This window comes from Paraburkholderia sp. BL6669N2, assembly GCF_003387275.1.
Lineage (GTDB): Bacteria > Pseudomonadota > Gammaproteobacteria > Burkholderiales > Burkholderiaceae > Paraburkholderia.
In genome coordinates, this window is the sequence record NZ_QUNA01000001.1 from 4385496 (window position 1) to 4411940 (window position 26445).

The 26445-nt window shown below is 59.7% G+C and carries 20 protein-coding genes; 15 read left to right on the forward strand and 5 right to left on the reverse strand.

What is annotated here, in order from left to right:
- The first annotated feature begins 169 nt into the window (after positions 1–169).
- The 7 genes from B0G80_RS19890 (at position 170) to B0G80_RS19920 (ending at position 6925) form a co-directional block, all read left to right on the forward strand.
- Positions 170–1582: a hypothetical protein gene (locus tag B0G80_RS19890; protein ID WP_116119108.1), complete on the forward strand. Its 1413-nt coding sequence runs from the start codon at positions 170–172 to the stop codon at positions 1580–1582.
- 261 nt (positions 1583–1843) lie between these two features.
- Entirely contained in the window at positions 1844–2422 is a 579-nt protein-coding gene (locus B0G80_RS19895) for a YqgE/AlgH family protein (protein ID WP_106286116.1), read from the forward strand.
- Positions 2419–2859 carry a Holliday junction resolvase RuvX gene (gene ruvX, locus B0G80_RS19900; protein WP_116119109.1) on the forward strand — a complete coding sequence of 147 codons (441 nt, stop codon included), beginning with the start codon at positions 2419–2421 and terminating at the stop codon, positions 2857–2859. The genes B0G80_RS19895 and ruvX overlap by 4 nt, the downstream gene beginning before the upstream one ends.
- Positions 2846–3397: a bifunctional pyr operon transcriptional regulator/uracil phosphoribosyltransferase PyrR gene (gene pyrR / locus B0G80_RS19905; protein WP_116119110.1), complete on the forward strand. Its 552-nt coding sequence runs from the start codon at positions 2846–2848 to the stop codon at positions 3395–3397. Before ruvX ends, pyrR begins: the two co-directional genes overlap by 14 nt.
- A gap of 194 nt (positions 3398–3591) precedes the next feature.
- The gene (locus B0G80_RS19910; protein WP_116119111.1) at positions 3592–4617 is read left to right on the forward strand and encodes an aspartate carbamoyltransferase catalytic subunit; all 1026 of its coding nucleotides are present in this window, start codon (positions 3592–3594) and stop codon (positions 4615–4617) included.
- 94 nt (positions 4618–4711) lie between these two features.
- Positions 4712–5992, forward strand: coding sequence for a dihydroorotase (locus B0G80_RS19915; protein ID WP_116119112.1), 1281 nt, complete (start codon positions 4712–4714; stop codon positions 5990–5992).
- A 75-nt stretch (positions 5993–6067) separates the two neighbouring features.
- Positions 6068–6925 carry a 1-acyl-sn-glycerol-3-phosphate acyltransferase gene (locus tag B0G80_RS19920; RefSeq protein WP_116119113.1) on the forward strand — a complete coding sequence of 286 codons (858 nt, stop codon included), beginning with the start codon at positions 6068–6070 and terminating at the stop codon, positions 6923–6925.
- 49 nt (positions 6926–6974) lie between these two features.
- Here the strand turns inward: B0G80_RS19920 and B0G80_RS19925 are convergent, their stop codons facing one another.
- Entirely contained in the window at positions 6975–7853 is an 879-nt protein-coding gene (locus B0G80_RS19925) for a symmetrical bis(5'-nucleosyl)-tetraphosphatase (RefSeq protein ID WP_116119781.1), read from the reverse strand.
- Between the two features lie 194 nt (positions 7854–8047).
- Between B0G80_RS19925 and B0G80_RS19930 the strand changes: the two genes are divergently transcribed.
- The 6 genes from B0G80_RS19930 to B0G80_RS19955 all read left to right on the forward strand — a co-directional run bounded on the left by B0G80_RS19930 (position 8048) and on the right by B0G80_RS19955 (position 13733).
- Entirely contained in the window at positions 8048–8959 is a 912-nt protein-coding gene (locus tag B0G80_RS19930) for a GDP-mannose 4,6-dehydratase (protein WP_106286140.1), read from the forward strand.
- A 467-nt stretch (positions 8960–9426) separates the two neighbouring features.
- The gene (gene rfbB, locus B0G80_RS19935; protein WP_116119114.1) at positions 9427–10488 is read left to right on the forward strand and encodes a dTDP-glucose 4,6-dehydratase; all 1062 of its coding nucleotides are present in this window, start codon (positions 9427–9429) and stop codon (positions 10486–10488) included.
- Positions 10489–10498: 10 nt separating this feature from the next.
- Positions 10499–11392, forward strand: coding sequence for a glucose-1-phosphate thymidylyltransferase RfbA (gene rfbA / locus B0G80_RS19940; RefSeq protein ID WP_116119115.1), 894 nt, complete (start codon positions 10499–10501; stop codon positions 11390–11392).
- A complete protein-coding gene (rfbC, locus tag B0G80_RS19945) occupies positions 11377–11928 on the forward strand; it encodes a dTDP-4-dehydrorhamnose 3,5-epimerase (protein WP_116119116.1) in 552 nt (183 codons plus the stop codon). Before rfbA ends, rfbC begins: the two co-directional genes overlap by 16 nt.
- A 9-nt stretch (positions 11929–11937) precedes the next feature.
- Complete coding sequence (gene rfbD, locus B0G80_RS19950) at positions 11938–12831, forward strand: dTDP-4-dehydrorhamnose reductase (protein ID WP_116119117.1); 894 nt, start codon at positions 11938–11940, stop codon at positions 12829–12831.
- Positions 12828–13733, forward strand: coding sequence for a glycosyltransferase family 2 protein (locus B0G80_RS19955; protein ID WP_116119118.1), 906 nt, complete (start codon positions 12828–12830; stop codon positions 13731–13733). The genes rfbD and B0G80_RS19955 overlap by 4 nt, the downstream gene beginning before the upstream one ends.
- 64 nt (positions 13734–13797) lie before the next feature.
- Here the strand turns inward: B0G80_RS19955 and B0G80_RS19960 are convergent, their stop codons facing one another.
- From B0G80_RS19960 to B0G80_RS19975, 4 genes are all read right to left on the reverse strand, one after another.
- Positions 13798–15972 carry a glycosyltransferase gene (locus tag B0G80_RS19960; protein WP_116119119.1) on the reverse strand — a complete coding sequence of 725 codons (2175 nt, stop codon included), beginning with the start codon at positions 15970–15972 and terminating at the stop codon, positions 13798–13800.
- Between the two features lie 11 nt (positions 15973–15983).
- Positions 15984–17372, reverse strand: a complete 1389-nt coding sequence (locus tag B0G80_RS19965; protein ID WP_116119120.1) for an ABC transporter ATP-binding protein — start codon at positions 17370–17372, stop codon at positions 15984–15986.
- The gene (locus B0G80_RS19970) at positions 17362–18186 is read right to left on the reverse strand and encodes an ABC transporter permease (protein ID WP_116119121.1); all 825 of its coding nucleotides are present in this window, start codon (positions 18184–18186) and stop codon (positions 17362–17364) included. Before B0G80_RS19970 ends, B0G80_RS19965 begins: the two co-directional genes overlap by 11 nt.
- A 212-nt stretch (positions 18187–18398) precedes the next feature.
- A complete protein-coding gene (locus tag B0G80_RS19975; RefSeq protein ID WP_116119122.1) occupies positions 18399–19214 on the reverse strand; it encodes a sulfotransferase in 816 nt (271 codons plus the stop codon).
- Positions 19215–19807: 593 nt separating this feature from the next.
- Here B0G80_RS19975 and B0G80_RS19980 point away from each other — a divergent pair.
- The gene (locus B0G80_RS19980; RefSeq protein ID WP_116119123.1) at positions 19808–21211 is read left to right on the forward strand and encodes an ABC transporter ATP-binding protein; all 1404 of its coding nucleotides are present in this window, start codon (positions 19808–19810) and stop codon (positions 21209–21211) included.
- An 11-nt stretch (positions 21212–21222) separates the two neighbouring features.
- Complete coding sequence (locus tag B0G80_RS19985; protein ID WP_258878920.1) at positions 21223–26361, forward strand: glycoside hydrolase family 99-like domain-containing protein; 5139 nt, start codon at positions 21223–21225, stop codon at positions 26359–26361.
- The last annotated feature ends 84 nt before the right edge of the window (positions 26362–26445 follow it).

The following is a 26445-nucleotide window of genomic DNA, read 5'->3' on the forward strand; positions in this document are numbered from 1 at the left end:
GAACGCACACGGTAGGTTCTGAAGTTTGCCCCAACGCGTCGACGCGGAACGTCCTCGGCCGCGCCGTGTCGCAACGTTAGTCTGTCATTGTCCTGTCGCCGGTTCGCGCGTTAGCCGATCAGTCTGCGTGCGGCGAGGCGACGGCCCGTCAGCTTCGTGTCGCCTGCCCATGACTCCTCAATCCGCTGCACCCGTTTCCTTCGATGCCTTGCCGAATCCGCGCGGCGGCGCCGTGCGCCCCGCCGAGCTTGCGCTGGCCGAAGCGCTGCTGGCGTTCGAACAGCACAGCGAGAGCACGTCGGCGCTGCTGCGTGCGTCGCATGCATTGCGCGGGGCCGGCTGGCTGAGCGCTCAGCGTTTCGCTGACGCATTAGTGCGGGTTTCGCCGCTGGTCGAAGGCGACCCGGTCGACGCGTTGAGCGCGCGCCCCGTGTTCGGCGCGGCGTTGCGCGACTTCCGCGCCGCGCTCGAGCGTCACAACTTGCGCGAGCTGTCCTGCTCGCCGGTCCTGTTCGATCATTACCGGGCGCTTGGCACGCATCTGTCGGAGCACACACCGGGTTCCACCATCGCCTTCGAAGATCTCGCGTTGACCGCCCGGCCGGTGCCGCCGGTCTCGCTGCACACGCAGCCCGCCGATCAACTGGCGCATCTGCGCGCGCGCTACGAACGCGCGCTGCTGCCGGTGCTGCGCTCGCAGGCCAACACCGGCAGTGCGGCGGCGCTGGCCGTCACCAACGCGGCGCTCGACGAACTGGACGCTGTCTTCGGCGAACTCGCCGGCCCGGACCCCTACGATTTCTGGCGACTCGCCAAGGCTTGCGCCAAGGCGTTGCGGGTCAGCGGCCGCGCCACGGGCGAAACCGACGCGCGGCGTTTTTACGCCCGTTGCAACCTCGCGCTCGCCGATCACGCGCGCGGCATCGAGCTTGCGCCGCGCTCACTCGTGCGCGCGACGCTTGCGCTGCTGTGGCGCGACTACGCGCTGTTCGGCGCCGCCGCGGAAGACGCCGACCAGGTGGAAGTGCTGCACGACTACGGCTTGACGGTCGACTGGCACGTCGCGGGCACCCAGGCGTCTGAAATGCTTTGGGAAGCGGGCGCCGTGCAGGCCCAGGCGATCAGCGCCAGCCGTAGCGCATTGACGCGCGAATTGGGCGTGCTGGCCGTGAATGTGAACGCCTACGAAGATTTTCTGCAAACGGCGGACGCATCGATCTCCGCGTTGACCGAGCATGCCCGTGCAGCCGACCAGCCGGAGAAAGCCGATCCGAGCGAAGCGCTGCAGGCGGGCGACGCCGCCTACCGGCTCGGCTCCGCCGCGTGCGCACTGGGCCTCGGCCACGTGGCGCTGCTGGCCGATGCGCTGGGGCTAGCGTGGCGCCGTCGCGCGCATGCCGGCGTCTCGACGCCCGCGGTACGCGCGCACGTGATCGTCGGCGCCCCGGCGGCGAGCACGCTCGAGCAGGCCGCCGAAGCCTTGCGCGCCACGCTGCACAAGGTCGCCGCGGGCGTCGCGCCACCCGGCGGCGGCACTGCGCTGGCCGCGTTGACGCGCTCCATCGAGCAGGGCGGCGCGTGAGTCATCGGCGCACCGGGTCGTGGGGCGCGCCGGTCCGTCTGTCACCGGGTCGTCACTGGCCGCGGTGAAGCGACGTGGCCGCACGCCACGCAACACGCGTGCCGCGACACAGCGGGAACCTGCACGGTGGCGAGCGCCCGCGTGCGTGATAGAGTGCAACTTGATCCGCCGTCGATGGCTCGCGGCACGCTTCATGGCACACATCGCGGTCCCACGCTCAAAGCCCCGCCATCCTGCATCGTCTTTGCTAAAATCCGAACTATGTCCAAGAGTACCGATCGCATCAATCTGACCAACCAGTTCCTGATCGCCATGCCGAACATGGCGGATCCGACGTTTTCGGGAACGGTGGTCTACCTTTGCGATCACAGCGAGCGCGGTGCGCTCGGCCTCGTGATCAACCGGCCGACCGATATCGACCTGCAAGCGCTCTTCAGTCGCATCGATCTCAAGCTCGAGATCGAACCCCTTCTCCATGTGCCCGTTTATTTCGGCGGCCCGGTGCAAACCGAGCGCGGCTTCGTGCTGCACGATCCGAAAGACGGCAACGCGTACACGTCGTCCATGTCGGTGCCGGGCGGTCTCGAGATGACCACGTCGAAAGACGTGCTCGAAGCCGTGGCGAGCGGTACGGGTCCCGAGCGTTTCCTCCTCACGCTCGGCCATGCCGGCTGGGGCGCGGGTCAGCTCGAAGAAGAGATTTCGAAAAACGGTTGGCTGACGGTCGAAGCCGACCCGAAAATCATCTTCGACGTACCTGCCGAAGAACGTCTCGAAGCCGCGTTGGCTCTTCTCGGCATCAACCTGTCGATGCTGTCCGGCGAGGCGGGTCACGCATGAGTCTGCCGGCCGGACGTGAGGCGACGCTGCTTGCGTTCGACTACGGTGAAAAACGCATCGGCGTGGCGGTCGGCAATTCGCTGACGCGTCGCGCGCGGCCGCTCGTGATCGTGCAGAACCGCAGCCGCGAATATCGGTTCGAGGCAGTCGGCAAGCTGATCGCCGAATGGAAACCGAACGCGCTCGTGGTCGGTTTGCCATTGCATCCGGACGGCACGCCGCACGAAATGACGCAACTCGCGAAGCGCTTCGGCAACCAGCTGAATGGCCGCTTCAATCTGCCCGTCACGTGGATCGACGAACGCTATTCGTCGGTCGAGGCGAAGGCGGAAATCCGCGCCGGCAATGGCCGCGCCGACATGCTCGACGCCGAAGCCGCCAGCATCATCCTCCAGCAATATCTAGACGGACTTTCCGACGATCATGAGTTCCATTGACGCCGAAGCGCTTTATCGCGCGTTGCTCGAGCAGATTCGCGCGGTGTATGGCGACCAGCTCGGCGCCGGAAAAGACGGCGCCGAGGGCGCCGTGCTGGCCGGCATCTACAGCGGCGGCGCGTGGCTTGCCGAACGGCTGGCGCGCGACCTGAACCTGCCGAGTTTCGGCGTAGTGAACGTCGCGCTGCATCGCGACGATTACGCGAAAAAAGGGCTGCACTCGCAGGCAAGCCCGACCTCGCTGCCGTTTTCGGTCGACGGCCGCCGTATCGTGCTGGTCGACGACGTTCTCTACACCGGCCGCACGATTCGCGCGGCGCTCAACGAGCTGTACGACTACGGCCGCCCGGCATCAGTTGAACTGGCGGTGCTGGCCGATCGCGGTGGACGTGAATTGCCGGTTGCGGCACGCTTTGTCGGCGGCGTGGTGGACATTCCCTCCGACGCCACGCTCGTGCTGGCCCGCACGGAACGCGACGAAGCAGGCGGCGCATCCGCGCAGCGTTTCACTTTTCACACCGAAGCACGCGTCGATTGAACAGGGCACGATGTGCGAGGCGCGCCGCGGTTCCGTCGCAATCGGCGCATGGCATCGAGCCATCACAGGCCACGCAAGAGAGATTTATCGAGCCGTTCGCCGCAGCTAAACGCGCGAAAGCCGGCCCGGCATCGTCACACGCGGTCCGCATCGACACCGATCACGTCGAAGTCCGTATTTGAAGCAGGTAAATCATGACCACCGCCATCCAGGCTCCCAAGGATTCCGCCGACAGCGCCACCGAGCGCTTCCGTTATGGCTTCCTCAAGGGCAACCCGCAGCTCACGAAGAACGGCGAGCTCAAACATCTGTTGTCGATCGAGGGCTTGCCGAAGGCGATCGTCAATCACATTCTCGACACCGCCGATCAGTTCGTCAGCGTGACCGATCGCGAAGTGAAGAAGGTGCCGCTGTTGCGCGGCAAGTCGGTGTTCAATCTGTTCTTCGAGAACTCGACGCGCACCCGCACCACCTTCGAGATCGCCGCGACGCGTCTGTCGGCGGACGTGCTGAATCTGAACATCAACGCGTCGTCGACCAGCAAGGGCGAGTCGCTGCTCGACACGATCAACAACCTCTCGGCGATGCATGCCGATATGTTCGTCGTGCGCCATGCATCGAGCGGCGCGCCGTATCTGATCGCCCAGCATTGCGCGCCGCACGTGCACGTGATCAATGCCGGCGACGGCCGTCATGCGCACCCCACGCAGGGGCTGCTCGACATGTACACCATCCGCCACTACAAGAAGGACTTCACGAAGCTGCGCGTGGCGATCGTCGGCGACATTCTGCACTCGCGCGTCGCGCGCTCGGACATTCACGCGCTGACCACGCTCGGCGTGCCGGAAGTGCGCGCGATCGGGCCGCGCACGCTGTTGCCGGGCGGCCTCGAACAGATGGGCGTACGCGTGTTTCACAACCTCGACGAAGGCCTGAAAGACGTCGACGTGATCATCATGCTGCGTCTGCAGAACGAACGGATGAGCGGCGCGTTGCTGCCGTCGGCGCAGGAGTATTTCAAGAGCTGGGGCTTGACGCCGGAGCGTCTCGCGCTCGCCGCGCCCGACGCGATCGTGATGCACCCGGGCCCGATGAATCGCGGCGTCGAAATCGATTCGCAAGTGGCCGACGGTCCGCAATCGGTGATTCTGAATCAGGTGACTTTCGGTATCGCGGTGCGCATGGCGGTGATGGGAATTGTCGCGGGCAATCACGATTGATTCCGCAGATGCGGAGCCGCGTCACTTACGGACAGTACGAACCCGCGACACGTAACGCGGAATTAGCTGAACTCAGCTGAATATAAGGCAGCGCATGAAGATTCATATTCAAGGCGGCACGCTGATCGATCCGGTAGCGGGCACCGAACAGCAGCAGGACATTTTTATCGCAGCGGGCAAGATCGCCGCCATCGGCAACGCGCCCGCGGATTTCCACCCGGAGAAGACGATCGACGCCCAAGGCCTCTGCGTCGCGCCGGGTCTGGTCGACCTATCGGCGCGGTTGCGCGAGCCGGGCTACGAACACAAGGCGACGCTTGAATCCGAAATGGCCGCCGCGCTCGCGGGCGGCGTGACGAGCCTCGTCTGCCCGCCGGACACCGATCCGACGCTCGATGAACCGGGCCTCGTCGAAATGCTCAAGTTCCGTGCGCGCAATCTGGACCAGGCGCATGTGTATCCGCTCGGCGCGCTGACGGTCGGTCTCAAGGGGCAGGTCATCACGGAGATGGTCGAGTTGACCGAAGCGGGCTGCATCGGCTTTTCGCAGGCCGACGTGCCGGTGGTCGATACGCAGGTGCTGATGCGCGCGCTGCAATACGCGAATACCTACGGCTATACCGTGTGGCTGCGTCCGGTTGACGCCTATCTCGGCAAAGGCGGCGTGGCCGCGAGCGGCGCGCTGGCGTCGCGGCTGGGGCTCTCGGGCGTGCCGGTGTCGGCGGAGACCATCGCGTTGCATACCATTTTCGAACTGGTGCGCGTGACAGGCGCGCGGGTGCATCTGTCGCACGTGTCGTCGGCGGCGGGCATTGCGCTGATGCGCGCGGCAAAGGCTGAGGGCTTGCCGGTCTCGTGCGACGTCACCGTGAATCACGTGCATCTGATCGACCTCGATGTCGGCTATTTCGACGCGCAGTTCCGGCTCGATCCGCCGCTGCGTCAACAGCGCGATCGCGAGGCGATTCGCGCGGGCCTGGTCGACGGCACGATCGACGCGATCTGCTCCGACCACACGCCAGTCGACGACGACGAAAAGCTGCTGCCGTTTGCCGAGGCTACGCCCGGTGCGACCGGGCTGGAGCTGTTCCTGTCGCTGACGGTGAAGTGGGCCGATGAGGCACGCGTGCCGCTCGCGAAGGCGCTGAACCGTATCACCACGGCACCCGCCAACGTGCTCAAACTGGCCGCGGCTGGCCGTATCGCCGTGGGCGGCGTGGCCGATCTCTGCGTGTTCGACCGCAACGCGCATTGGCGCGTCGAGCCGCGTGCGCTGAAGAGCCAAGGGCATAACACGCCGTTCCTCGGTTACGAACTGCCGGCGCGCGTGCGTGCGACCATCGTGTCCGGGCATGTCGCATTCGAACAGCGTTGATAGCCGGGGTGTTGCTACGCTCATTGTCCCGCTCATAGGCCAACCCTTACTGGCCCAATCAGGAACGCTCCGACCATGAAGCTCGCGTTACGCAAGGCACGTCTCGTTGTTCATCTGCTGCACGGCATGTGGATCGTGGCGACGCGCTTTCCAAAAGCCAGCGCCGAGGTGCGTCACTCGCTCAATCGCGAATGGTCGCTGAAGATGCTGCGCCTGTGCGGTATGCGGCTCGTCGTGCATAACGACAGCGCGCGGCTCGATCGCGGCGCGCTGGTGGTCGCCAACCACATTTCGTGGATCGACATCTATGTGATCAACGCGTGGCGGCCCACGCCGTTTGTCTCGAAGGCCGAGATCCGGCAATGGCCGGTGGTCGGCTGGCTCGCGCAGCAACTGGACACGGTGTTCATTCAGCGCGAAAAGCGCAGCGACGCCAGGCGGATCATGCATGAACTGTCCGACCGCCTAAGCGCGGGCGAACTGATGTGCGTGTTCCCCGAAGGCACCACCTCCAATGGGCTTGGGCTGCTGCCGTTTCACGCGAACATGTTTCAGGCGGCCGTGTCGGCGTCGGCGCCGGTGCAGCCGCTGTGCATGATGTATGAGGACGCGCAGGGCCGGCAATCCACCGCGCCGGCCTATATCGACGATCTGTCGCTCGCCGATTCGCTGAATTTGCTGCTGAGCGGCGGACCGCTCACCGCGCATATCTATGTCTGCGCACCGCTCGCGCCGGGCGCCGACCGGCGCACATTGGCGGCGGAAGCGGAAGGCGTGATCGCGGCCGCATTGCGGGAGATGCAAAGCGGCGTCGCGACGACGGGCGCGGTGATGGCGGAGCGGCCCGCTACGTCCGCCGCAGCGGCAAAGCTGATTGAAGAACCGGTTGAAGAACCGGCCGATCAGGTCGACCGGTCAGGGCGTTCGGCCTGAAATTCGGCCTACGGTCGATCCCGACATGTGACCGGATCGCCGTGGCGGGTTAATTGCCGCCTGCCGCAGCGCGGCAGTTCTCGCACTCCACCTGTGTCAGCGTACGCTCCGCGGGCTGTTGCGCGAGACGCACGGCGGACAATTGTTCGCCCCACACGCAGCCTGAATCGAGGCCGACCAGGTTGTCACGCAGAATCAGCCCGAGCGCGGCCCAATGACCGAACACCACGGTCACATCGGCGGTCTTGCGCGATGGGACATCGAACCACGGCATGCAACCCGGCGGCGCCGCATTCAGGCCGCCGCTGCTGCTGAAATCCATGGTGCCTTCGGCGGTGCAGAAGCGGATGCGCGTCAACGCGCTGCACGTCACACGCAGCCGCTCAATGCCTTTCAGCCCCGGTTTCCAGCGGTTCGGCTCATTGCCGTACAAACCGGCGAGCGTCTCCTTCCAGTTCGGCGCACGCAGGGCGCGCTGCAGTTCGTCGGCGAGTTCGAGCGTCAGATTCACGTCCCACTGCGGCAGCACGCCCGCGTGGACCATCAGCATGCCGTTGTCGAAGTGCGCGATGGGACGGTGGCGGATCCATTCGAGCAGGTCGGCGGAATCCGGCGCGGCGAGAATCTCGTCGATCGTGTCGCCTTTCTTCGACTTGCGAATCCCCGCCGACACCGACAGCAGATGCAGATCGTGATTGCCCAGCACCGGCACTGCCTGCTCGCCGAGCGCGATGACGTCGCGCAACGTGGCCAGCGACTCCGTGCCGCGGTTGATCAGGTCGCCCGCGAACCACAGCGGCGTGCCGGCTGGCGGCGCGGCCTTGGCCAGCAGTTGCTGGAACGGCGTGCGGCAGCCTTGCAGATCGCCGAAGGCGAGCGGGAGTAGGGGCGGATCGGAAAGCGCGGGAGACGTAGTGGCGGGTGTCATCGAGGAAATGAGTGCGGTTTGATACACGCTGTTACGCACGCGGCGTGCCGCGTTGGGCAATGCAACATATTAGCGTGACATAATAGCCCGTTTGAAGGCTTGGTATCGGGTCAAGGCGCCGCTGGCAAGCGGCCTGGCGCGGGGCGCCCAAGATATTGCGACACAACAGGATGACTTTCATGAACGGAGAAAGCATGTCGTCTTTTCATGCAGAGCAACCTATTCGTACGCTCGTCACCGGGGCGAGCGGCTTCACTGGCCGCTATCTGGTCGACAACCTGCTCGGGCGCGGCCACACCGTGATCGAAACGGTTGCAGGGCGCGACGAGGCGGAAACGCCGACGCGCCTGCGGCTCGACATCACGTCGCCGGACGCCTGCCGGCGCGTGATCGAGATCGCGCGGCCCGACTACATCGTCCACCTCGCTGCGATCAGCTTCGTAGGCCATAACGATCCGCTCGACTTTTACCGCGTCAACGTGATCGGCACGCTGAATCTGCTGGAGGCGTGCGCCGCTGTCGGTCATACGCCGCGCAAGCTGTTGATCGCGAGCAGCGCGAACGTGTACGGCAACGTGACGAGCGCGGCGATCGACGAGAGCTTTCCGGTCACGCCGGTCAATCACTACGCCGCCAGCAAGGCGGCGATGGAAACGATGGTGCGAACGTGGTTCGACCGCCTGCCGATCCTGATCGTGCGGCCGTTCAACTATACCGGCCGCGGGCAGGCATCCAACTTCCTCGTGCCCAAGATCGTCGAGCACTTTGCGCGCCGCGAACCGTCGATCGAACTCGGCAATATCGACGTAGCGCGCGACTTCTCCGACGTGCGCTACGTGGCAAGCGCTTATGAAGCCCTGCTCGATTCCGAGGCCGCGTCGGAAACCGTCAATGTCTGCACCGGCACGCCCTTTACATTGCGCGAAATCCTTTCCGCGGCGAGCGATCTGACCGGGCATGAACTCGAGATTCAGATCAATCCCGCCTTCGTGCGGCAAACCGATGTGAAGATGCTGGCCGGTTCGCCCGCCAAGCTGCGCACGCTCGTGCCGAAAGTCGAGGCGATTCCGTTCATGGATACGTTGCGCTGGATGCTGGCGGCATAATCGGCCGCATTGGCGCGGCGATCCGCCATCTATTTGGGGCATGGTGACGCGCGACTTTTCGTTCGCGTATAAACAATCACAAAGCATCGCATTGCAGGCTGATTTGATCAGACGTATGCGGCGTTTGCTCCCGTTTTGCCCGGTGCATGACGCTGAATCAGACCGCTAGCCGTTTCATCGGCGCGGCGCTCCATCATGCTTGCGACCGCTCACGGCGACATGCGACATGAAAGTGACGGCCGAATTAACTGATGGAAACCAAACTTGTCAAGCTGTTTCAAGTTGTTAGGGTTCTAGTTTTTGCCTTGGGCGGCTTTATAATCGGGGCTTCATAAGATTGGCGTTTGAGCGTCCGTCCGCAGAGCGCGGGGCGGCGGCGGGCGTCGACAAGATTACGACACCACAACGCGTGGTAGCAGGTTGGTCCATTTACTTTGACCTGCCACCATCATCTGGAAGGGAATTTCATGATTCTGGTAACGGGCGGCGCCGGTTTTATCGGCGCCAATTTCGTGCTCGACTGGCTCAATGCGTCGGACGAAGCGGTACTGAACGTGGACAAGCTGACGTACGCCGGCAATCTGGGTACGCTCAAGTCGCAACAAAACAATCCGAAGCACATTTTCGTGCGCGCGGATATCTGCGATCGCGCCGCGCTCGACGCGCTCTTCGCGGAGCACAAGCCGCGTGCCGTATTGCATTTCGCAGCCGAGAGCCACGTGGACCGTTCGATTCATGGCCCGGCTGATTTCGTGCAAACGAACGTGGTGGGCACCTTCACGCTGCTGGAAGCGGCCCGTCAGTACTGGACTGCGCTCGGCGAGGCCGACAAGGCCGCGTTCCGCTTTCTGCACGTTTCCACCGACGAAGTATTCGGCTCGCTGTCCGCGACCGATCCGCAATTCTCCGAGACCACGCCGTACGCGCCGAACAGTCCCTACTCGGCTACGAAGGCAGGTTCCGATCATCTGGTGCGCGCCTACCATCATACGTATGGTCTGCCGGTGCTCACTACGAACTGCTCGAACAACTACGGTCCCTACCAGTTTCCCGAAAAACTGATTCCGCTGATGATCGCCAACGCGCTCGGCGGCAAGCCGCTGCCGGTGTATGGCGACGGTCAGAACGTGCGCGACTGGCTGTATGTCGGCGACCATTGCAGCGCGATCCGCGAAGTGCTCGCGCGCGGCACGCCGGGTGAGACGTACAACATCGGCGGCTGGAACGAGAAGAAGAACCTCGACGTGGTCCACACGCTGTGCGACCTGCTCGATCAGTTGCGTCCGAAGGCAGGCGCGTCGTACCGCGACCAGATCACGTATGTGAAGGATCGTCCGGGCCACGACCGCCGTTATGCAATCGACGCGCGCAAGCTCGAACGCGAACTCGGCTGGAAGCCGGCGGAGACGTTCGAAACGGGTCTCGCGAAAACGGTCCAGTGGTATCTGGACAATCAGGAATGGTCGGACGAGGTCGCCTCCGGCGACTATCGCAAGTGGGTTGAGACCAACTACGCGCAGCGCGCGTAAGGGCACGGCAATGGCGCGCAAAGGCATTATTCTCGCGGGCGGTTCGGGCACCCGCCTGTATCCGATCACGCACGTGGTTTCCAAGCAGCTGCTGCCGGTCTACGACAAGCCGATGATCTACTACCCGCTGTCCACGCTGATGGTGGCGGGCATTCGCGACGTGCTGATCATCTCCACGCCGCAGGATACGCCGCGCTTCGAAGCGATGCTGGGTGACGGCAGCCAGTGGGGCATGAATATCCAGTACGCGGTTCAGCCTTCGCCGGATGGGCTCGCGCAGGCGTTTATCATCGGCCGGGATTTTGTGGGCAACGATCCGTCGGCGCTGATTCTCGGCGACAACATTTTCTATGGCCACGATCTCGCGAAGCAACTGGAGCGCGCCAACGAGAAGGCCGACGGCGCCACGGTCTTCGCGTACCACGTGCACGATCCTGAACGCTATGGCGTGGTCGAATTCGACAGGCAGTTCCGCGCGCTGTCGATCGAAGAGAAGCCGGTCAAGCCGCGTTCGAACTATGCGGTCACGGGTCTGTACTTCTACGACAGGCAGGTCTGCGACATTGCGGCGGACATCAAGCCGTCGTCGCGTGGCGAGCTCGAAATCACGGACGTCAATTCGCGATATCTCGCCAACGCCGCGCTCAATGTCGAGATCATGGGCCGTGGTTTCGCGTGGCTCGATACCGGTACACATGATTCGCTGATCGAAGCCGCGACCTTCATCGCCACGCTGCAGAAGCGCCAGGGTCTGGTGGTCGCGTGTCCGGAGGAAATCGCTTACCGGCAGCAGTGGATCGACGGCGAGCAGTTGCAGGCGCTCGCCAGACCGCTCGCGAAGAACGCTTACGGCAAGTATCTACAAAACCTTCTTACGGACCAAGTGGCATGGCCATCCAAGTAACCGCAACCGCGCTGCCTGAAGTCAAGATCATCGAGCCCAAAGTGTTCGGCGACGCGAGAGGCTTTTTCTTCGAGAGCTTTAATGCGAAGGAATTCGCCGAGCAGGTCGAGCCGGGCGTCGAGTTCGTGCAGGACAACCATTCGCGCTCTGCGAAGGGCGTGCTGCGCGGACTGCACTACCAGGTCCAGAATGCGCAGGGCAAGCTCGTGCGCGTCGTCGAAGGTGAAGTGTTCGACGTCGCTGTCGACATCCGCAAGAGTTCGCCGAATTTCGGCAAGTGGGCGGGCGTGGTTCTGTCGGTCGACAACCATCGGCAGTTGTGGGTCCCACCTGGTTTTGCGCACGGTTTCGTGGTGCTGTCCGAGTCCGCGCAGTTCCTCTACAAAACGACCGACTACTGGTATCCCGAGCACGAGCGCAGCATCGTCTGGAACGATCCGCAGATCGGTATTGAATGGCCGATCGACGCCGAGCCGCTGCTGGCTGCGAAAGACGCGGCGGCCAAGCGCCTCGCCGATGCTGACGTCTTCGCATGAGGGGCCTTAATGACGAAACGTGAGGACCAAACCATCCTGCTGACCGGTGTGACCGGTCAAGTGGGTTTCGAACTGGCGCGCAGTCTGCAAGGTTTGGGCAAGGTGGTCGCGCTGGATCGCGATCGGTTGGATCTTGGCGATCTGAAGCAGGTGCGACGCGTCGTACGGGAGGTGAAACCCGGCCTCATCGTCAATCCGGCGGCGCATACGGCGGTCGACAAGGCTGAAACCGACGTGGAAGCGGCATTACGTCTGAACGCCGAAGCCCCTGGTGTGCTGGCCGAGGAAGCCAAGCGTCTAGGGGCCGCTCTGGTTCACTATTCGACGGACTATGTATTTGACGGCACCAAGAGTGGTGCGTATGTCGAAACGGATGCGGTCAATCCGCAGAATGTCTACGGCAAGAGCAAACTTGCAGGCGAACAGGCGATTGCTGCTTCGGGTTGCGCGCATCTGATTTTTCGCACGAGTTGGGTGTACGGCACGCGCGGCAAGAACTTCCTGTTGACGATGCTGCGTCTTGGCGCCGACCGCGATGAGCTGAGCGTGGTGGCGGATCAATTCGGCGCGCCGACCTGGGCGAACACCATTGCCGCGTTAAGCGCGAACGTGCTGGCGCAGGCTCCGGTCGTGCGCGAGGGCGACTGGTGGCAGCGACATTCCGGCATCTATCATCTGACGGCGTCCGGCGTGACGTCATGGCATGGTTTTGCCGAAGCCATCTTCGAGTTTTCGGATCTGGCGAAAAAGCCTTTGGTAAAGCCAATCCAGGCTTCTGCATATCCGACACCTGCTGCGCGGCCTGGCAATTCGCGAATGTCGAATGAGAAGCTGGCCGACACGTTCGGCGTGCGGGCACCCGACTGGCGTGAAGCGTTGGGTTTGTCGATGGCGGCGCGTTGAGTAGCGAAGCTTGCACGCCGCGCACGGGCGCGGTTGTTGTTTTCTACAACCCGGATGAGGCGTGCGTCGCACGGGCTAACCGCCTTGCCCGGTCGATGCATTGTGTTGTTGTCGACAATACCGGTTCGGTGGGGACGGCGGCCGAATTGGGATTGTCGGGGGCGATCGAGTACGTGGCCAACGGCGAAAACGTCGGCATAGCCACAGCGATAAATCAGGGCGTTGAGGCGCTGATTCGGGCGGACTTCGATATCGCGATTCTTTTTGACCAGGACAGTGAGCCGCCGGCATCGCTGCTGACCGAGCTGCCGATGGTCATTGCTCGCGCCAACGAGGCTGGCGAGAAGGTGGCGCTGGCGGGGCCAGCCTATGATGATCCGCGTCTGCGCGGTGTCGCGCCGTTTGTGCGTTTTAAGTGGTGGAAGCTGGAGCGTGTCACCCCGGAGGGTGAACAACCTATTGATGTCGACTTCCTGATTTCCTCCGGCTCGTGCATAAATCTTCGCTGGTGGTCTAGCATCGGTCCGATGGACGATGCGCTCTTTATTGACTTCGTCGATCTTGAGTGGTGTGTGCGCGCGAAGACGAGAGGCTTTCGCGTGCTTGGTGTGCCTTGGGTGCGAATGAGTCACGAACTAGGCGGCGAGCCTGTGAAGGTATTGGGGCGCTCGTATCCGATGCACGGCCCGTTACGCCATTACTACCAGTTCCGCAATGTGATCGCGTTGATGAAACGCTCATCAATGCCCATGACCTGGAAGACGACTGAGCTCGTCAAGTTGCCGGTGCGTGTGCTGATCTACTGTTTTTTCCCCTCGCAGCGCAAGGAACATTTGGCGATGGTTTGGCGTGGCATTCGGGACGGTTGCCGCGGGCGACTGGGGGCTTACCGGCAGAGATGAGGCGAGGCCGCAGACTGCAGAGAGGGTGCCGGCTCTTTGAAGGGGCAGCACCCGCGGACTTCGATTAATCGAGGATAGGCAGGCGAGGCGGATCGGCCAGAGTGAACGGCAGCACCTGAGTGCTCAGTGAGAGATTCGGATTGTAGGCTGGGTCGAGATCAAGCTTGCCGGCCCAACGACTTTCCATCCACCGGACTTCCTTGACGAATCGATCATACTTATCGGGATCCATATCTGACCCGCGCGTCGCCGATTCGTGGTGATACAACTGCGCGTATGGCGTCCAAACATTTCGGTATCCCGCTTCCCGTACCCGTAAACAAAAATCCACGTCGTTAAATGCGACCGCGAGTCGTTCGTCGAGTCCGCCTACTTCATCGTAAATCGACTTGCGAATGACGAGACAAGCCGCAGTGACAGCAGACAGATTTTGCGTCGCGACTGCGCGCCCGAAGTAGCCAAAATGTCCGCGCTTCATCATATGATGCATATGGCCCGCGATGCCGCCCAAGCCGATGATGACGCCGCCATGCTGCAGCATGTTGTTCGGATACCAGAGCGCGGCCCCCACCGCGCCATTGCGGGGCTGTGCGGCAAGCCCCACCATTTCGTTCAGCCAATCTGGCGAGATCACCTCAATGTCGTTGTTTAGCAGACAAAGATACTCGCCGGTCGCCACAGCCGCGGCGTGATTATTCAGCGCCGAGAAATTAAACGGTGAATCGTCCCGAAGAATGCGAATGTTGGGTTTCTGGCCTATGTCTTCAAAGTACCTCAACGTTTCGTCTTTTTCGCTGCCGTTGTCGACCACGATGATTTCGTAGTCGGGATAAATGGTGTTCTCGCCAACGCTCTCGATGCATTGTCGAAGCAGGTCGACGCCATCGCGAGTTGGAATAATGATGGAGACCCGTGGTGCGGGGCTAGGCAGGGCGTACCTGATTCTTAGGGTGGCGAGATGTTCGAACGGTTGCTCAACGGTTGCCGCGATACCGCACCGCTGCAAGTGCTCCTTGACCGCGCGCATGGCTGCGATCAGCGCATACGGCTTTTCACTGCCACTTCCAGCCGTGCTACCAGGAGAAATACGCCAGTGATATAGCACGTGCGGTATGTGGACCACCTTGTCGTGCCCGACCAGTTCCATACAGCGGATCGCCAGGTCGTAATCTTGGCTACCTTCAAACCCCTTCCTGAACCCGCCAGCCTCCCGAATCAGTGCTGTTTCGAAGACACCTAGATGGGAAAACATGTTTTGCGTCAGGAACATTTCCGGGTTCCAATCGCTTTTGAAATAAGGCGTGGTTCGCTTCCCTTCAGCGGTTAGTTTGTCTTCATCGCTGTAGAACATGCGGCCACCCGGGTGCATGTTGATATAGCGAGCGACAATAAACAGCGCCTGCGGTGGAAGGAGATCGTCATGATCCAGCAGCGCAACGTACTCCCCGGAGGCAAGCGCAAGAGCACTATTGCTGGCTTCGGATATGTGGCCGTTTGCTTCTCTGAATACAACCTTAATTCGCGAATCTTCAGCCGCGGCGAGATCGAGGAGTCGCTTCACATGAGGCATCGGCGAAGCGTCGTCAGCGATACAGAGTTCCCAGTTCGGGTAGATCTGATCTCGTACTGACTGAATCATCTCTGACAGGAATCTCTCGTCGCTGTTATAAGTGGGAACGACGATCGAGATCAACGGCCGACGGTCGAAGCCAGCCTGGATCGCTTGCGCGCGCTCGCGCTCCTTACTTGTTATCGTGTCGTTGCGCTCTATCCAGTCATGGTAAACCTCGTCAGACGGCGGTCCGTCGGCAAAGCCTGCACCAGTGCGTAGTCGAGCCAGACGTGCACGCACTCCGGGTATGCCTTCACGACGCACAGTCTCAGCGTAATACGCAAATGTGCCAACGATGCCGCCACGCGTCTTGATGCTTCGTTGAACTGTTTGAACAGCGAGACGTACAGCAATGACTAAAGTCGTCGCGTATCGTAGCGGCGAAGTAATTCGCCAAGAGGTCGACGCGCGCAATTCGCGAAGTTCAACTTTGAGCTTGATTAGCTCGTTTTGCATGGCTGCCGATTCGACGACGCTGTCGCGCGCTTGTGCAAGCTCGATCTGGAGCGACGCGATACGGCTTCTAGCAGCATCCAATTCGTTCCGCAGTAACAGGTCGGTTAGATCCGGGTTGGCGTTTGGTGTCCCCGCGGACGTGTCGGGCTTGGCATTCATTGTCGTGACCATTGGCGGCTCCGTCAGGGTGTCTCGGTGTGGCGAAGCGTCAACGACGCTTCGCTCATCGGCAATCCCACTAAGCCGGTGGAGGAGGTTGCTGCCTCTGATTTAAAGAAACATGCCTCGTGCTGCCAATGCGATACTTGCTGCGATGAACGCGAAGCGTCGGCAATTGCCACGTCGATAGCGTAGTCTCCGGGCGTCAAAATTGGCATTGCAAACGTAAAATCAGCGGTCATGGTTTCTTGACCGGATGATTCAAATGATTTGTCGCGTGTTATCCAAAACGTGTTGTCGCCGAAGAGCATACGTCCTAGCCTGTCCTTCACCGAGAAGCCGATTACTGGCTGGCCAACGTGTCCAATGATCTTCGCGCTGATGCGCAATGTGACGATTTCCCCACCGACAGTCCAGGACATTGGGCTGCCGTCTTCCTTGATCAACTGAGCGGCCACAATGATGGCCGCGCCATTCTGATCTCCTGCCGCAGATGGGTCGAACACGAAATTTGTAAATTCAATCAGAGGCTTATGCGTGAATTTCTTGCGTTGGTCTTTCCGAGCGCCATCGACTGCGGTCGGTAGCGGTTCCACTTTCGAATCTATCCTGCGTTTGCCTTGTTGAGCCTCGTAGTAGGCTTCCAAATAGCGATTGCATACGTCCTTCGGGTCGCCCGATTCGATCAATGAGCCTCTGTCTATCCAGACTGCCTTCGTGCATAGGCTTCTAATAGCAGAAGAGTCATGGCTCACAAACAGGATCGTCCCTGTCTGCATGAATTTTCGCAAGAAACGCATGCACTTCTGGGTGAAGAAAGCGTCGCCAACTGCAAGCGCTTCGTCCACTATCAGGATGTCGGCATCGACGTGCGCGATTACGGCGAACGCGAGGCGGACGAACATGCCGCTTGAGTATGTTTTCACGGGTTGGTCGATGAACTTACCTATGTCGGCGAAGGCTTCGATGTCGTCAAAGCGCTGATCGATCTGCGCCTTTGACAGCCCATGCAACTGGCCATTCATATACACATTCTCACGGCCTGTGAATTCCGTGTCGAACCCGGAGCCAAGCTCCAGCAATGCCGCTATGCGTCCATGTGTCTGTATCAAACCTTCGGTTGGCGACAGCGTTCCGCAGATAATTTGCAGCAGTGTGCTTTTTCCCGAACCATTCCGTCCGATTATGCCAACGGTCTCGCCTCGACGAACTTCGAGATCGATGTCGCGTAACGCCCAGAATGTGCGTGCGGCCTCCTGCGCGCGCTCTCGGAATTTTGCCCTTAGACCCGGAGCCGGAGCGATTTGGGCGATAAAGTTGTAGAGCGATTGTTTGAGCCGATGGGAGGGATGGTCATATGCGCGAAAACCCTTTCCCAAGCCAGATACGCGAATTACGGCGTCAGACGACATCAGCGAATCCCTTGCGAGTCTTTTGGAACCAGACGAAGCCGATCCACGCCGCAAGTGCGCTCACCGCCAGATAGACGATCCAAATCGTCCAATCAATCGGCTTTCCCCATATCAGCACATTGCGGCTTTGTTCAATGGGAAACGTCAGAGGGTTCCAATACACAAATTGCTGAAATCTGGGGGGCAGCGAAGAGACCGGGAAGAAGATTGGAGACAAGAACATCAGCGCGGTCACGAAGATGCCGATGGTTTGACCAATATCACGCAAAAACACCCCGGTTGCGGACAAGGCCCAAGAAACGCCAAGAATCAGCAGGCACAAGGGGACCAGTACAAGTGGTAGCAGCAGAGCAGTGACGGGTATGGAACCTTGGATTAACAGTTCAGCAACGAGCAGAATCGCAATGCTCACGCAGGCGTGAAAGAGTGCGGAGAGCAGATAGACACAAGGCAAAATCTCGAGCGGGAAAACGATCTTTTTTACGAAGTTAGTGTTCGCGAGCACCATGCCGGGTGCTCGATTCACGCACTCGGAGAAGACATTGAACATGATCATGCCCGCGAACAGTACGATCGCGAATTGAGCGTGCGATCCTGGCGTAGCACTGTTCCCCCAGCGGGACTTGAACACGCCGCTGAACACGAACGTATACACGCTCAGCATTAGGAGCGGCGTGAGCAGCGACCAGAAAATGCCCAGCATGGAGCCTTTGTATCGTCCAACAGCATCCCGGCGCGCGAGATCGAACATCAGTCGGCGGTTCTTTACCATCGATGTAACAAGGTACATCGGCGAGGCACTAAAACTTTGCATGGGTCTGAGCTAGAGGAAACAGCGTATACGGGTGGGCGAGCCCCATCTGGCAGGGAATCGCGGCCATGCCGGCCACGATCGACGTGGCATTGCCGCGTCGGTACTCACCTTTCGATTCGCCAAAACCAACGCAGCCGCCGCGTATTATCGCATAGCAACTTTGCTCTTTTTGCGGCGGCGGCTGTGAGGTTGCGGCGCGCTTCCTCGATGCATCATTTGTAACCAAACGTATACATTGCCTCCCGCGCGCTATATTCACAGTGCGCGCTAACGTCTGCCGGGAGTTGACTGCGCCAAACATCGATCCTGTCTGTAAGAAACGGCTGAGCGAGATTCCGATGGCTGGGATTCGTTCTCAGCTCCGGTCCGCGTTTGCTTGCATCTAACATTGAGTCACTGAAGGGCAGGCCCAACATATCGCATATGTGCGTGAGTACCGCATTGGGGGTCGCGACCAGGTCTTCATATTTTATGAGCACATAGTTGTGCCGTCCGTGCATCTTCTTATACAGATGTAAATTAGTGTAATTCCAGATTCGCGGAAAGTACTCCTCGATCCCCGCTGGCGCCCAGTCTACGTTCAGGAGCGACGCGACCGAACCGCGAACATCCCGTACGATGTGAATGAACTTGAGTTGCGAGTCAAGCAAGCCGACCTGTTCTAACTTCCGAATAGAAAGCAGGTCATCAGGCGATTTGTCGCCGCAAAGCAGTTTGTCGAGCTTGCTTGCTAGCGCGCCATACAACGCGTCGAGAACGCCAGCCAGCGAGGGGGCTGCTGTATCGAGTGTCGTGCGTACCTCGGCTTCGGTTAGGTAGGGGGCAAAAATAGTTGGGTAATCGTCGGATGCAACGATTGCTTCGGCCACTACCTTCACGGCCTTTTCCCACGAACCAATGGTTCCAATAATGTGAGCCGTTGTGCTAATGATGGTCGTCTGCATTGGAATGAAGATGTCCGGATGCAAATTCAGGGACTCTTTCAACAATGTCGTGCCGGAACGTGGTGATCCAAAGATGATGAACATGGCGGTGAGAATGGTAGCGGCCAGTTGCGTCAGGCATTTACCTGGACACGGACTAGCTCGGTGTTTTTAAAGAGCTGATTGTCTCGCCGCTGAAGGGGCGGCGGTTACAAGGCAGAGCTGATTAGGCAAACGGGGCACAGTTTCCGGAATGGGTGGTTCATGGGTGAACGGGAGCAATTCGCAGGTCAGGGTCGTCCTTTTCGAGGTTGGTGCGCACAGCACTGTCGGCCTGCAGGTACGTGGCATATGTGAGGGCGAATACTCCTTGTAACCGGGGCCCTCGCCTCGCCAACCGTAACCGGGGGGCCGGTGCGGCGTTGCGGGGAATTCGGGGCGCGACCAACAACAAAGCCGATGTGCATTCCCCCAACGCCGTTCATTGTTGCAGATCGCAAATTGTAAGGTATCGGCCAATGGTTACTCAACGTTACCGACCTTTCAGTGTAAGCAATTGCAGTGCCTTGGTATCCCCGTCTTCGTTCAACGCGGGATGGGAGGCGCATGGATTTGGTAAAATAATGTGGTTAAAACCCTTCGCGGGGCCGTCCTCCCTAAGGCGGCGGTCCCCGGCACCTTCAAAGGAAGCAGCTTCCATGTGTAGTCAGATTGTCATTCGCGCGTCAGGAGTGACAAAGGGCTTTAGCTCTTATGAGGTGCCTGCAGATCGTTTGAAGCAGGGGGTGCTTAGCGCAGCCAGTCGCGTTTTGCCGAACTCGACTGCGCGGCAGCTTGTCCGTGAGAAGTCGGAAAAATATGGCCGGACTTTCTGGGCGTTAAATGGCGTGAGTTTCGAGGTTGCCAAAGGGGAAACGATCGGAGTGATCGGACGCAATGGTTCGGGCAAAAGTACGCTTCTGCAAATTGTATGTCAGACATTAAATCCTACGAATGGCTCCGTTGAGGTCACTGGTCGCGTTGCTGCTCTCCTCGAACTAGGGTCCGGATTTGATCTCGAATATACTGGTCGGGAGAATATCTACCTCAACGGTCAGTTGCATGGGCTCACACGCCGACAGATCGACGAGCGGCTCGCTGACATTATCGCTTTTGCCGACATCGGCGATTTCATTGACCAGCCAGTCAAAACCTACTCGAGCGGCATGTTCGTGCGTCTAGCCTTTGCAGTCATCGCGCACGTCGATGCCGATATCCTCGTAGTTGACGAAGCCTTGGCGGTAGGCGACGCCTTTTTCAATCAAAAGTGTCTGCGTTTCATGGACCGTTTTCGAGAAAGCGGAACGATTCTGTTCGTAAGTCACGACACGTCCACGGTCAAAAAGCTCTGTACACGCGTAATCTGGATCGACAAGGGCGTCGTGATGCGCGCCGGCGATGCTGACGAGGTGTGTGAAGCCTACCTTGACGCGTATTATGAGGCTGGCCCGGTGTCTGCTCCCAGCGAGCCTGCAGCAGCGCCGGCTAGCGGAGCCCCATGCTCGCTCGTATTGGAAGCTCGGCGTGACAGTCGGCTATCAATGGTCAACCATTCGAAATATCGCAATGACATTGAGGTATTGCCGTTCGAGCCGACGTCTGCGTCCTTCGGTCGTGGTGACGCCCGCATCGTGGGCGTCGAGCTCGTTGATGAAGGTGGATCGTCCCTCGCTTGGGTTGTCGGTGGGGAACCAGTCACTCTTCGCGTCACAGTCCAGATCAGGAGTGAGATCGAGTCTGCAATTGTAGGATTTTTCTTCAACGATAGTCTGGGTCAGCCGCTCTTCGGAGACAACACTTACCAGACCTATCGGAATCGGCCTGTTTCATGCATCGAGGGGGATATCCTCGTCGCGCGTTTCACGTTCGCGATGCCAATAGTGCCCACTGGGAATTATTCCATCAACGTGGCGGTTGCTGACGGAACGCAACAGAGGCACGTGCAGCTTCACTGGATACATGACGCACTGCCCGTCAAGGTTCATACGTCAAGCACCGCTCACCATCTTCTCGCTATTCCAATGCTCCGGGTTGGCGTCACCACCTCGTCCGCCGTCCGGTAACCAGAGCTTTTATGTCGAACAACCGTTTGGAAGAATTTCGCGGCGAAATGCCGAATAGTGGCGTTGAGCCCGAACAGGCAGCTCAACCCGAGCAAGATCTCGCATGGGATGGTGAACGTTACATCCCAGGCATGTCTACAGAAATTGAGCTTGAGCACATGCACCGGTACATGGTCGCTCGGAAGTTGGCCGTCGGCATGCGCGTGCTGGATATTGCCTGCGGCGAGGGCTATGGCTCGTACGCGTTATCCAGTCTGGCGGCGTCTGTTGTCGGCGTCGACATCAGCGAGGAAGCCGTACGACATGCGCAGGCGCACTATCGGCATCAAGCCTTGAATCTGGAGTTCAGGGTGGGTTCCGCGGCCGCTATTCCGCTTGAGGACGCGAGCGTTGATCTGGTGGTGAGTTTCGAAACGATCGAACATCATGACCAGCACGAAGCAATGATTCGTGAGATCAAGCGGGTACTTAGGCCGGGTGGAGTTCTGGTGATATCAAGTCCGAATAAATACGAGTATTCGGACGTAACGGGTTACGCCAATCCTTGGCACGTTAAAGAGCTGTATCTGGACGAATTCGAATCGCTATTGCGTTCGCAATTCGCGAATATCGGCATGTATGGGCAGCGGGTAGTAACCGGCTCAGTCTTGTCGCCGCTGGCGGATGAAACGTCTCATTTGCGTACCCTACCGGCCGAGGATTCGGCCCATGCGCCGGAGTTGCCAGGCGTGGCACGGCCTCTCTACTTTGTTGCCGTGGCGTCTGACGGAGCACTGCCGGCGCTAGATAGTAGCGTGTACGAGGCGGCACAAACGGTCAGTGCCAATTTGGGAAAGGTGCAAGACGGCCGCATTGAATGCAAACTATACTGGCATGTCGTATCGGAGGACACGTGGAGCGAGCGGCACGCGATTGGTTGCTATGTTCTGGCCGACGATACCGAGCGCTCTGTACGCCTGGAAATCCGGGAGCCGGGGGCGATTGTAGCGGTGCGTGGGCTAAGGTTAGATCTGAGTGATCGGCCATGCGTCATGCGTCTCACGAGCATTCAGCTTCTGGATGCGCAAGGGACCGTCGCTTGGTCGTGGGATGGGAAGCCTCAATCACTGGCGCCTGTTCTCGGGGCGTACTTTCTCTCGTCGGTTGAGCCGGCTAGCTTGGTCGTGACCTCTGACGATCCGTGGTTCGAACTCCCCGTTCCTCAAGAAACGCTTGCCCGAGCGGCTCAAGGCTGGGTAGTGGTCGTGCGATTCGCCGCGTTGGGGAATGTCGAAAGCGTCGGGGATTTGCTGCGTGAGACGGATTTGCACATGAGCGCGCTAATGCACGACATCGACGTAATAGCAGATGTCGGTCATAGCGCGGAAGATGCGACGACGGATCAGTTGGACCATTCCGCAACCGTTGCGCGAAGCGCATCATCGACACACGGCGGATTGGGGAATCGATGGCGCGCGTTTGATCGCGCTCGGGAGGCTGTCGCAGAGGCGGGCAGGGTTCAGGCTGAAACGCAGGCGCGGCTAGCTGAAACGCAGGCACGTCTGGCTGAGTTGCAGCATGGAATCCACGACCGCGATCAGCGCATCGCTGGGCTTGATCGCGAACGCGAGGTTGCTGCCGGTCAGCATAGCAGGCTCGTCACAGAACTGCGGCAACGTGACGCGCAGGCGCGGTTGCATCATGAACAATTGAGCAGAATCGTTTCGAGCACGTCGTGGAAGATCACGAAGCCGTATCGATTTATCGGAAGACTGGTCAAGGGCGGCGAACAGCGCGCGACGGCGGTCCGGTCGGCTGCAAAAATGGTATATCGGCTAACGCCCGTGTCGGAGAGATTCAAGCGGCGGGCTAAAGGCGCATGCTTTCGATTTTTCCCTAGTTTCTTTGCACACACCCGCGCGTACAGAGACTGGGCCGAGCTGCGGGCACGAATTCGTGGGGCACAGGTAGCCGTTCTCGCTGGGCCGACTGGCGACTCAGAACCCGGTTCGATGGCGCCGATGCCGCAGATAGATGAGGCGAACCTGGTATCGCAGGTTCTACCGGTGACTGCCGTCAGCCCGTCGGCTGACTACCAGGCATTCCCACCTGTTGTGCCGCGCGAAGTGCCGGTTCGGGCAATTGCTTTCTACCTTCCGCAATATCATCCCTTCGCGGAAAACGACGAGTGGTGGGGGAGAGGTTTCACGGAGTGGACGAACGTCACCAGGGCCGTGCCACAGTTCGCAGGGCACTACCAACCTCACTTGCCGGGTGAGCTTGGCTTTTACGACCTTCGCATCCCCGACGTGCAGCGCCGGCAGGTCGAACTAGCGAAGGCTGCCGGTCTTGGTGGATTTTGCTTCTACTTCTATTGGTTTGGTGGCAAGCGGTTAATGGAGGCGCCGATCCTGCAGTATCTCGAGCATTCGGAATTCGATCTGCCATTTTGTCTGTGTTGGGCCAACGAGAACTGGACGCGGCGTTGGGATGGACTCGATCAGGAATTGCTGATTTCTCAGCATCACTCTCCTGAAGACGATATCGCATTCATCGAGCATGTCTCCCAATACATGCGCGATCCGCGATACATCCGTATTGGTGGCCGTCCGTATCTCATGGTGTATCGTCCAAATCTGCTTCCTGACGCCAAGGCGACGGTTAAACGCTGGCGTGAGTGGGCACGTGAAAACGGCTTGGGTGAACTGTATCTTGCATACACGCAATCGTTTGAGAAGGTCGATCCGCGTGACTATGGGTTCGACGCCGCAGTGGAGTTTCCGCCGAATAATAGTCAGCCACCGTCTCGCGCTGACAGCGTCACGTTGATCAACCGTGATTTCGCTGGACACGTACTTGACTGGACGCACTATGCGGAACGAAGCCGTACGTTCGAGCCGCCTGATTACAAGCTGTTTCGGGGAGTCACGCCGTCCTGGGACAATGAGGCACGCAAGCCCGGCAAGGGAACGGTTTTCGTTGGCTCGACGCCGAAGCTCTACGAGGAGTGGCTGTACACCGTAGCTGCCGACACTATCCGCCAGATAGCGGCGCCCGACGAGCGGCTTGTTTTCATTAACGCGTGGAACGAGTGGGCGGAGGGTGCGCACCTTGAGCCGGACCGTAAATACGGCTATGCCTGGTTGCAAGCGACCAATGACGCGTTGACCCGAGCCAACGCAATTACGAGTGGACGCCGAGTGGTGGTTGTATCGCATGATGCCCATCCGCATGGTGCGCAATTCCTTGCATTGAACCTTGCCCGAACGCTTGCGACGGATTTTGGTGTCGAAATCGCCATTGTTTTGCTCGGCGAAGGTCCTCTTAAAGCCGAATTTGCGCGTTGGGGTACGGTGCATGACCTGAGTCGTGTAGATCCAGAAGGTGACGAGGCTCGCGCATTGGCGCAGCGGTTTGTTCGCAACGGGTTCAAAGCCGCGATATGCAACACGACAGTGTCGGGTTTATTCGCTGGCACACTGGCGGACGCTGGCCTCAGGTGCGTTGCGCTTGTCCACGAATTGCAAGGCATGTTGAGCAAATACGGGCTCGTGCGCCACGCGCAGCAGATCAGTGAACACGCGGAGGCGGTTGTTTTTCCGGCAGCGTCGGTTCAAAAGTCGTTCGAGCAACTTGCGCCTATTCCAGACGGGAGGACGCGTTTGCGACCGCAGGGACTCTACAAGCGGAACCAGCTTCGCGGCGATCGTGAGCGGGCACGTTCTCGGCTGCGGGAAAAGCTGCATTTGCCTAACGGCGCAAAGATTGTTTTGGGTGTCGGTTTTGCCGATCGCCGGAAGGGTGCGGATATATTTGCGCGGATCGGCTGCGAGTTGACGACGCATCTACGGGACGTGTACTTTGTCTGGGTAGGTCATTGGGACACGCAAACTCGGAGTGATGTACAAGGTTTGCTTGAGCACCACAGCGCCGCCGCACGCTTCATCTTTCCGGGGCTCGAGTCCGATACAGATATTTACTATGCGGGCGCTGACGTTTTGGCGTTGACCTCACGGGAAGATCCATTTCCCTCTGTTGTGCTCGAGGCACTCGAAGTCGGCGTGCCGGTTGTTGCGTTCGAAGGCGCGACCGGTGCAACTGAGTTGCTATCAAGGGGCTGTGGATTGTTGGCTCCGACCGAAGATTTTTCAGCCTTTGCTGGTGCGGTACGTGACCTGTTGAACACGCCCGATCGGGCACATCAGATGGGCATGACAGGCGCTCGTATCATTGCCGAGGAGTTTTCCTTCAGACACTATCTGTTTGATCTCCTCGATTTGCTTGGGTGCGGGTTCAGGCGCACGTCGGTGATAGTTCCGAACTATAACTATGCAAGGTTCGTTGAGGAGCGGCTTGAGTCGGTTCTCAAGCAAAAGTATCCGATCTATGAACTGATCGTGCTTGATGACTGTTCGACGGACGACAGTGTGTCGGTGATCAAGGCGAAACTTGCCAATCAATCGGTTGACAACCGATTGATCTTGAACGAATCCAATTCAGGTTCGGTGTTCGCCCAGTGGAAGCGTGGCGCCGAGGTTGCGCGCGGCGACTATATCTGGATCGCTGAGGCCGATGATCTCGCGCTGCCCGATTTTCTTTCTGCAGTAATGTCCGGTTTCAGTACTGACGGGACGGTGCTCAGCTATTGCGAGTCAAAGCAGATGACCGAAACCGGGGAAGTCATGTCGGAAAACTATCACGACTACGTAGCTGACATTTCCCTAAGCAAGTGGAACGAACCTTATCTGAATGCGGGGGTTACAGAAATTCGTGACGCGCTGGCCGTCAAGAACACGATCCCGAATGTTAGTGCGGTCGTGTTTCGCCGCGAAGAACTCTTGAACGTACTGCGCAAACGTTTCGACGAGGTGTGCCAATACCGCGTTGCCGGTGACTGGATGGTCTATCTGCGTGTCCTCGAAGAGGGCAATGTGACTTTTGTGCCTGATGCGCTGAATCTGCATCGTCGTCATGGCAGCAGCGTCACCATTGGGGGATTCGGCGAAGCGCAGTTGAAGGAGATTCGCGCTATTCAATTGTGGGTACGGGAGAAATACGGGCTCGATCCTTTCGTGGTTGCGCTTGCTGACTCTTACGCGCAAAGACTGTGTTCGCAGTTCAACCTTGATGAGGGCTTGCTTAAGCCGCTCTCGCCGAGCGCCAGTAGCTGAGAGTAGGCAGTCCGCGCGACTGTCCAACTAGTTACCCCGTGGACAGTTGCGCGACTGGGTCGTTTAGGCCAAGGCGGCCGCGCA

Bases quoted from the DNA above. Each gene is read 5' to 3' on its own strand.
- B0G80_RS19890 (WP_116119108.1), top strand. From the start codon at position 170: ATGACTCCTCAATCCGCTGCACCCGTTTCCTTCGATGCCTTGCCGAAT.
- B0G80_RS19895 (WP_106286116.1), top strand. From the start codon at position 1,844: ATGTCCAAGAGTACCGATCGCATCAATCTGACCAACCAGTTCCTGATC.
- ruvX (WP_116119109.1), top strand. From the start codon at position 2,419: ATGAGTCTGCCGGCCGGACGTGAGGCGACGCTGCTTGCGTTCGACTAC.
- pyrR (WP_116119110.1), top strand. From the start codon at position 2,846: ATGAGTTCCATTGACGCCGAAGCGCTTTATCGCGCGTTGCTCGAGCAG.
- B0G80_RS19910 (WP_116119111.1), top strand. From the start codon at position 3,592: ATGACCACCGCCATCCAGGCTCCCAAGGATTCCGCCGACAGCGCCACC.
- B0G80_RS19915 (WP_116119112.1), top strand. From the start codon at position 4,712: ATGAAGATTCATATTCAAGGCGGCACGCTGATCGATCCGGTAGCGGGC.
- B0G80_RS19920 (WP_116119113.1), top strand. From the start codon at position 6,068: ATGAAGCTCGCGTTACGCAAGGCACGTCTCGTTGTTCATCTGCTGCAC.
- B0G80_RS19925 (WP_116119781.1), bottom strand. From the start codon at position 7,853: ATGACACCCGCCACTACGTCTCCCGCGCTTTCCGATCCGCCCCTACTC.
- B0G80_RS19930 (WP_106286140.1), top strand. From the start codon at position 8,048: ATGTCGTCTTTTCATGCAGAGCAACCTATTCGTACGCTCGTCACCGGG.
- rfbB (WP_116119114.1), top strand. From the start codon at position 9,427: ATGATTCTGGTAACGGGCGGCGCCGGTTTTATCGGCGCCAATTTCGTG.
- rfbA (WP_116119115.1), top strand. From the start codon at position 10,499: ATGGCGCGCAAAGGCATTATTCTCGCGGGCGGTTCGGGCACCCGCCTG.
- rfbC (WP_116119116.1), top strand. From the start codon at position 11,377: ATGGCCATCCAAGTAACCGCAACCGCGCTGCCTGAAGTCAAGATCATC.
- rfbD (WP_116119117.1), top strand. From the start codon at position 11,938: ATGACGAAACGTGAGGACCAAACCATCCTGCTGACCGGTGTGACCGGT.
- B0G80_RS19960 (WP_116119119.1), bottom strand. From the start codon at position 15,972: ATGGTCACGACAATGAATGCCAAGCCCGACACGTCCGCGGGGACACCA.
- B0G80_RS19965 (WP_116119120.1), bottom strand. From the start codon at position 17,372: ATGTCGTCTGACGCCGTAATTCGCGTATCTGGCTTGGGAAAGGGTTTT.
- B0G80_RS19970 (WP_116119121.1), bottom strand. From the start codon at position 18,186: ATGCAAAGTTTTAGTGCCTCGCCGATGTACCTTGTTACATCGATGGTA.
- B0G80_RS19975 (WP_116119122.1), bottom strand. From the start codon at position 19,214: ATGTTCATCATCTTTGGATCACCACGTTCCGGCACGACATTGTTGAAA.
- B0G80_RS19980 (WP_116119123.1), top strand. From the start codon at position 19,808: ATGTGTAGTCAGATTGTCATTCGCGCGTCAGGAGTGACAAAGGGCTTT.
- B0G80_RS19985 (WP_258878920.1), top strand. From the start codon at position 21,223: ATGTCGAACAACCGTTTGGAAGAATTTCGCGGCGAAATGCCGAATAGT.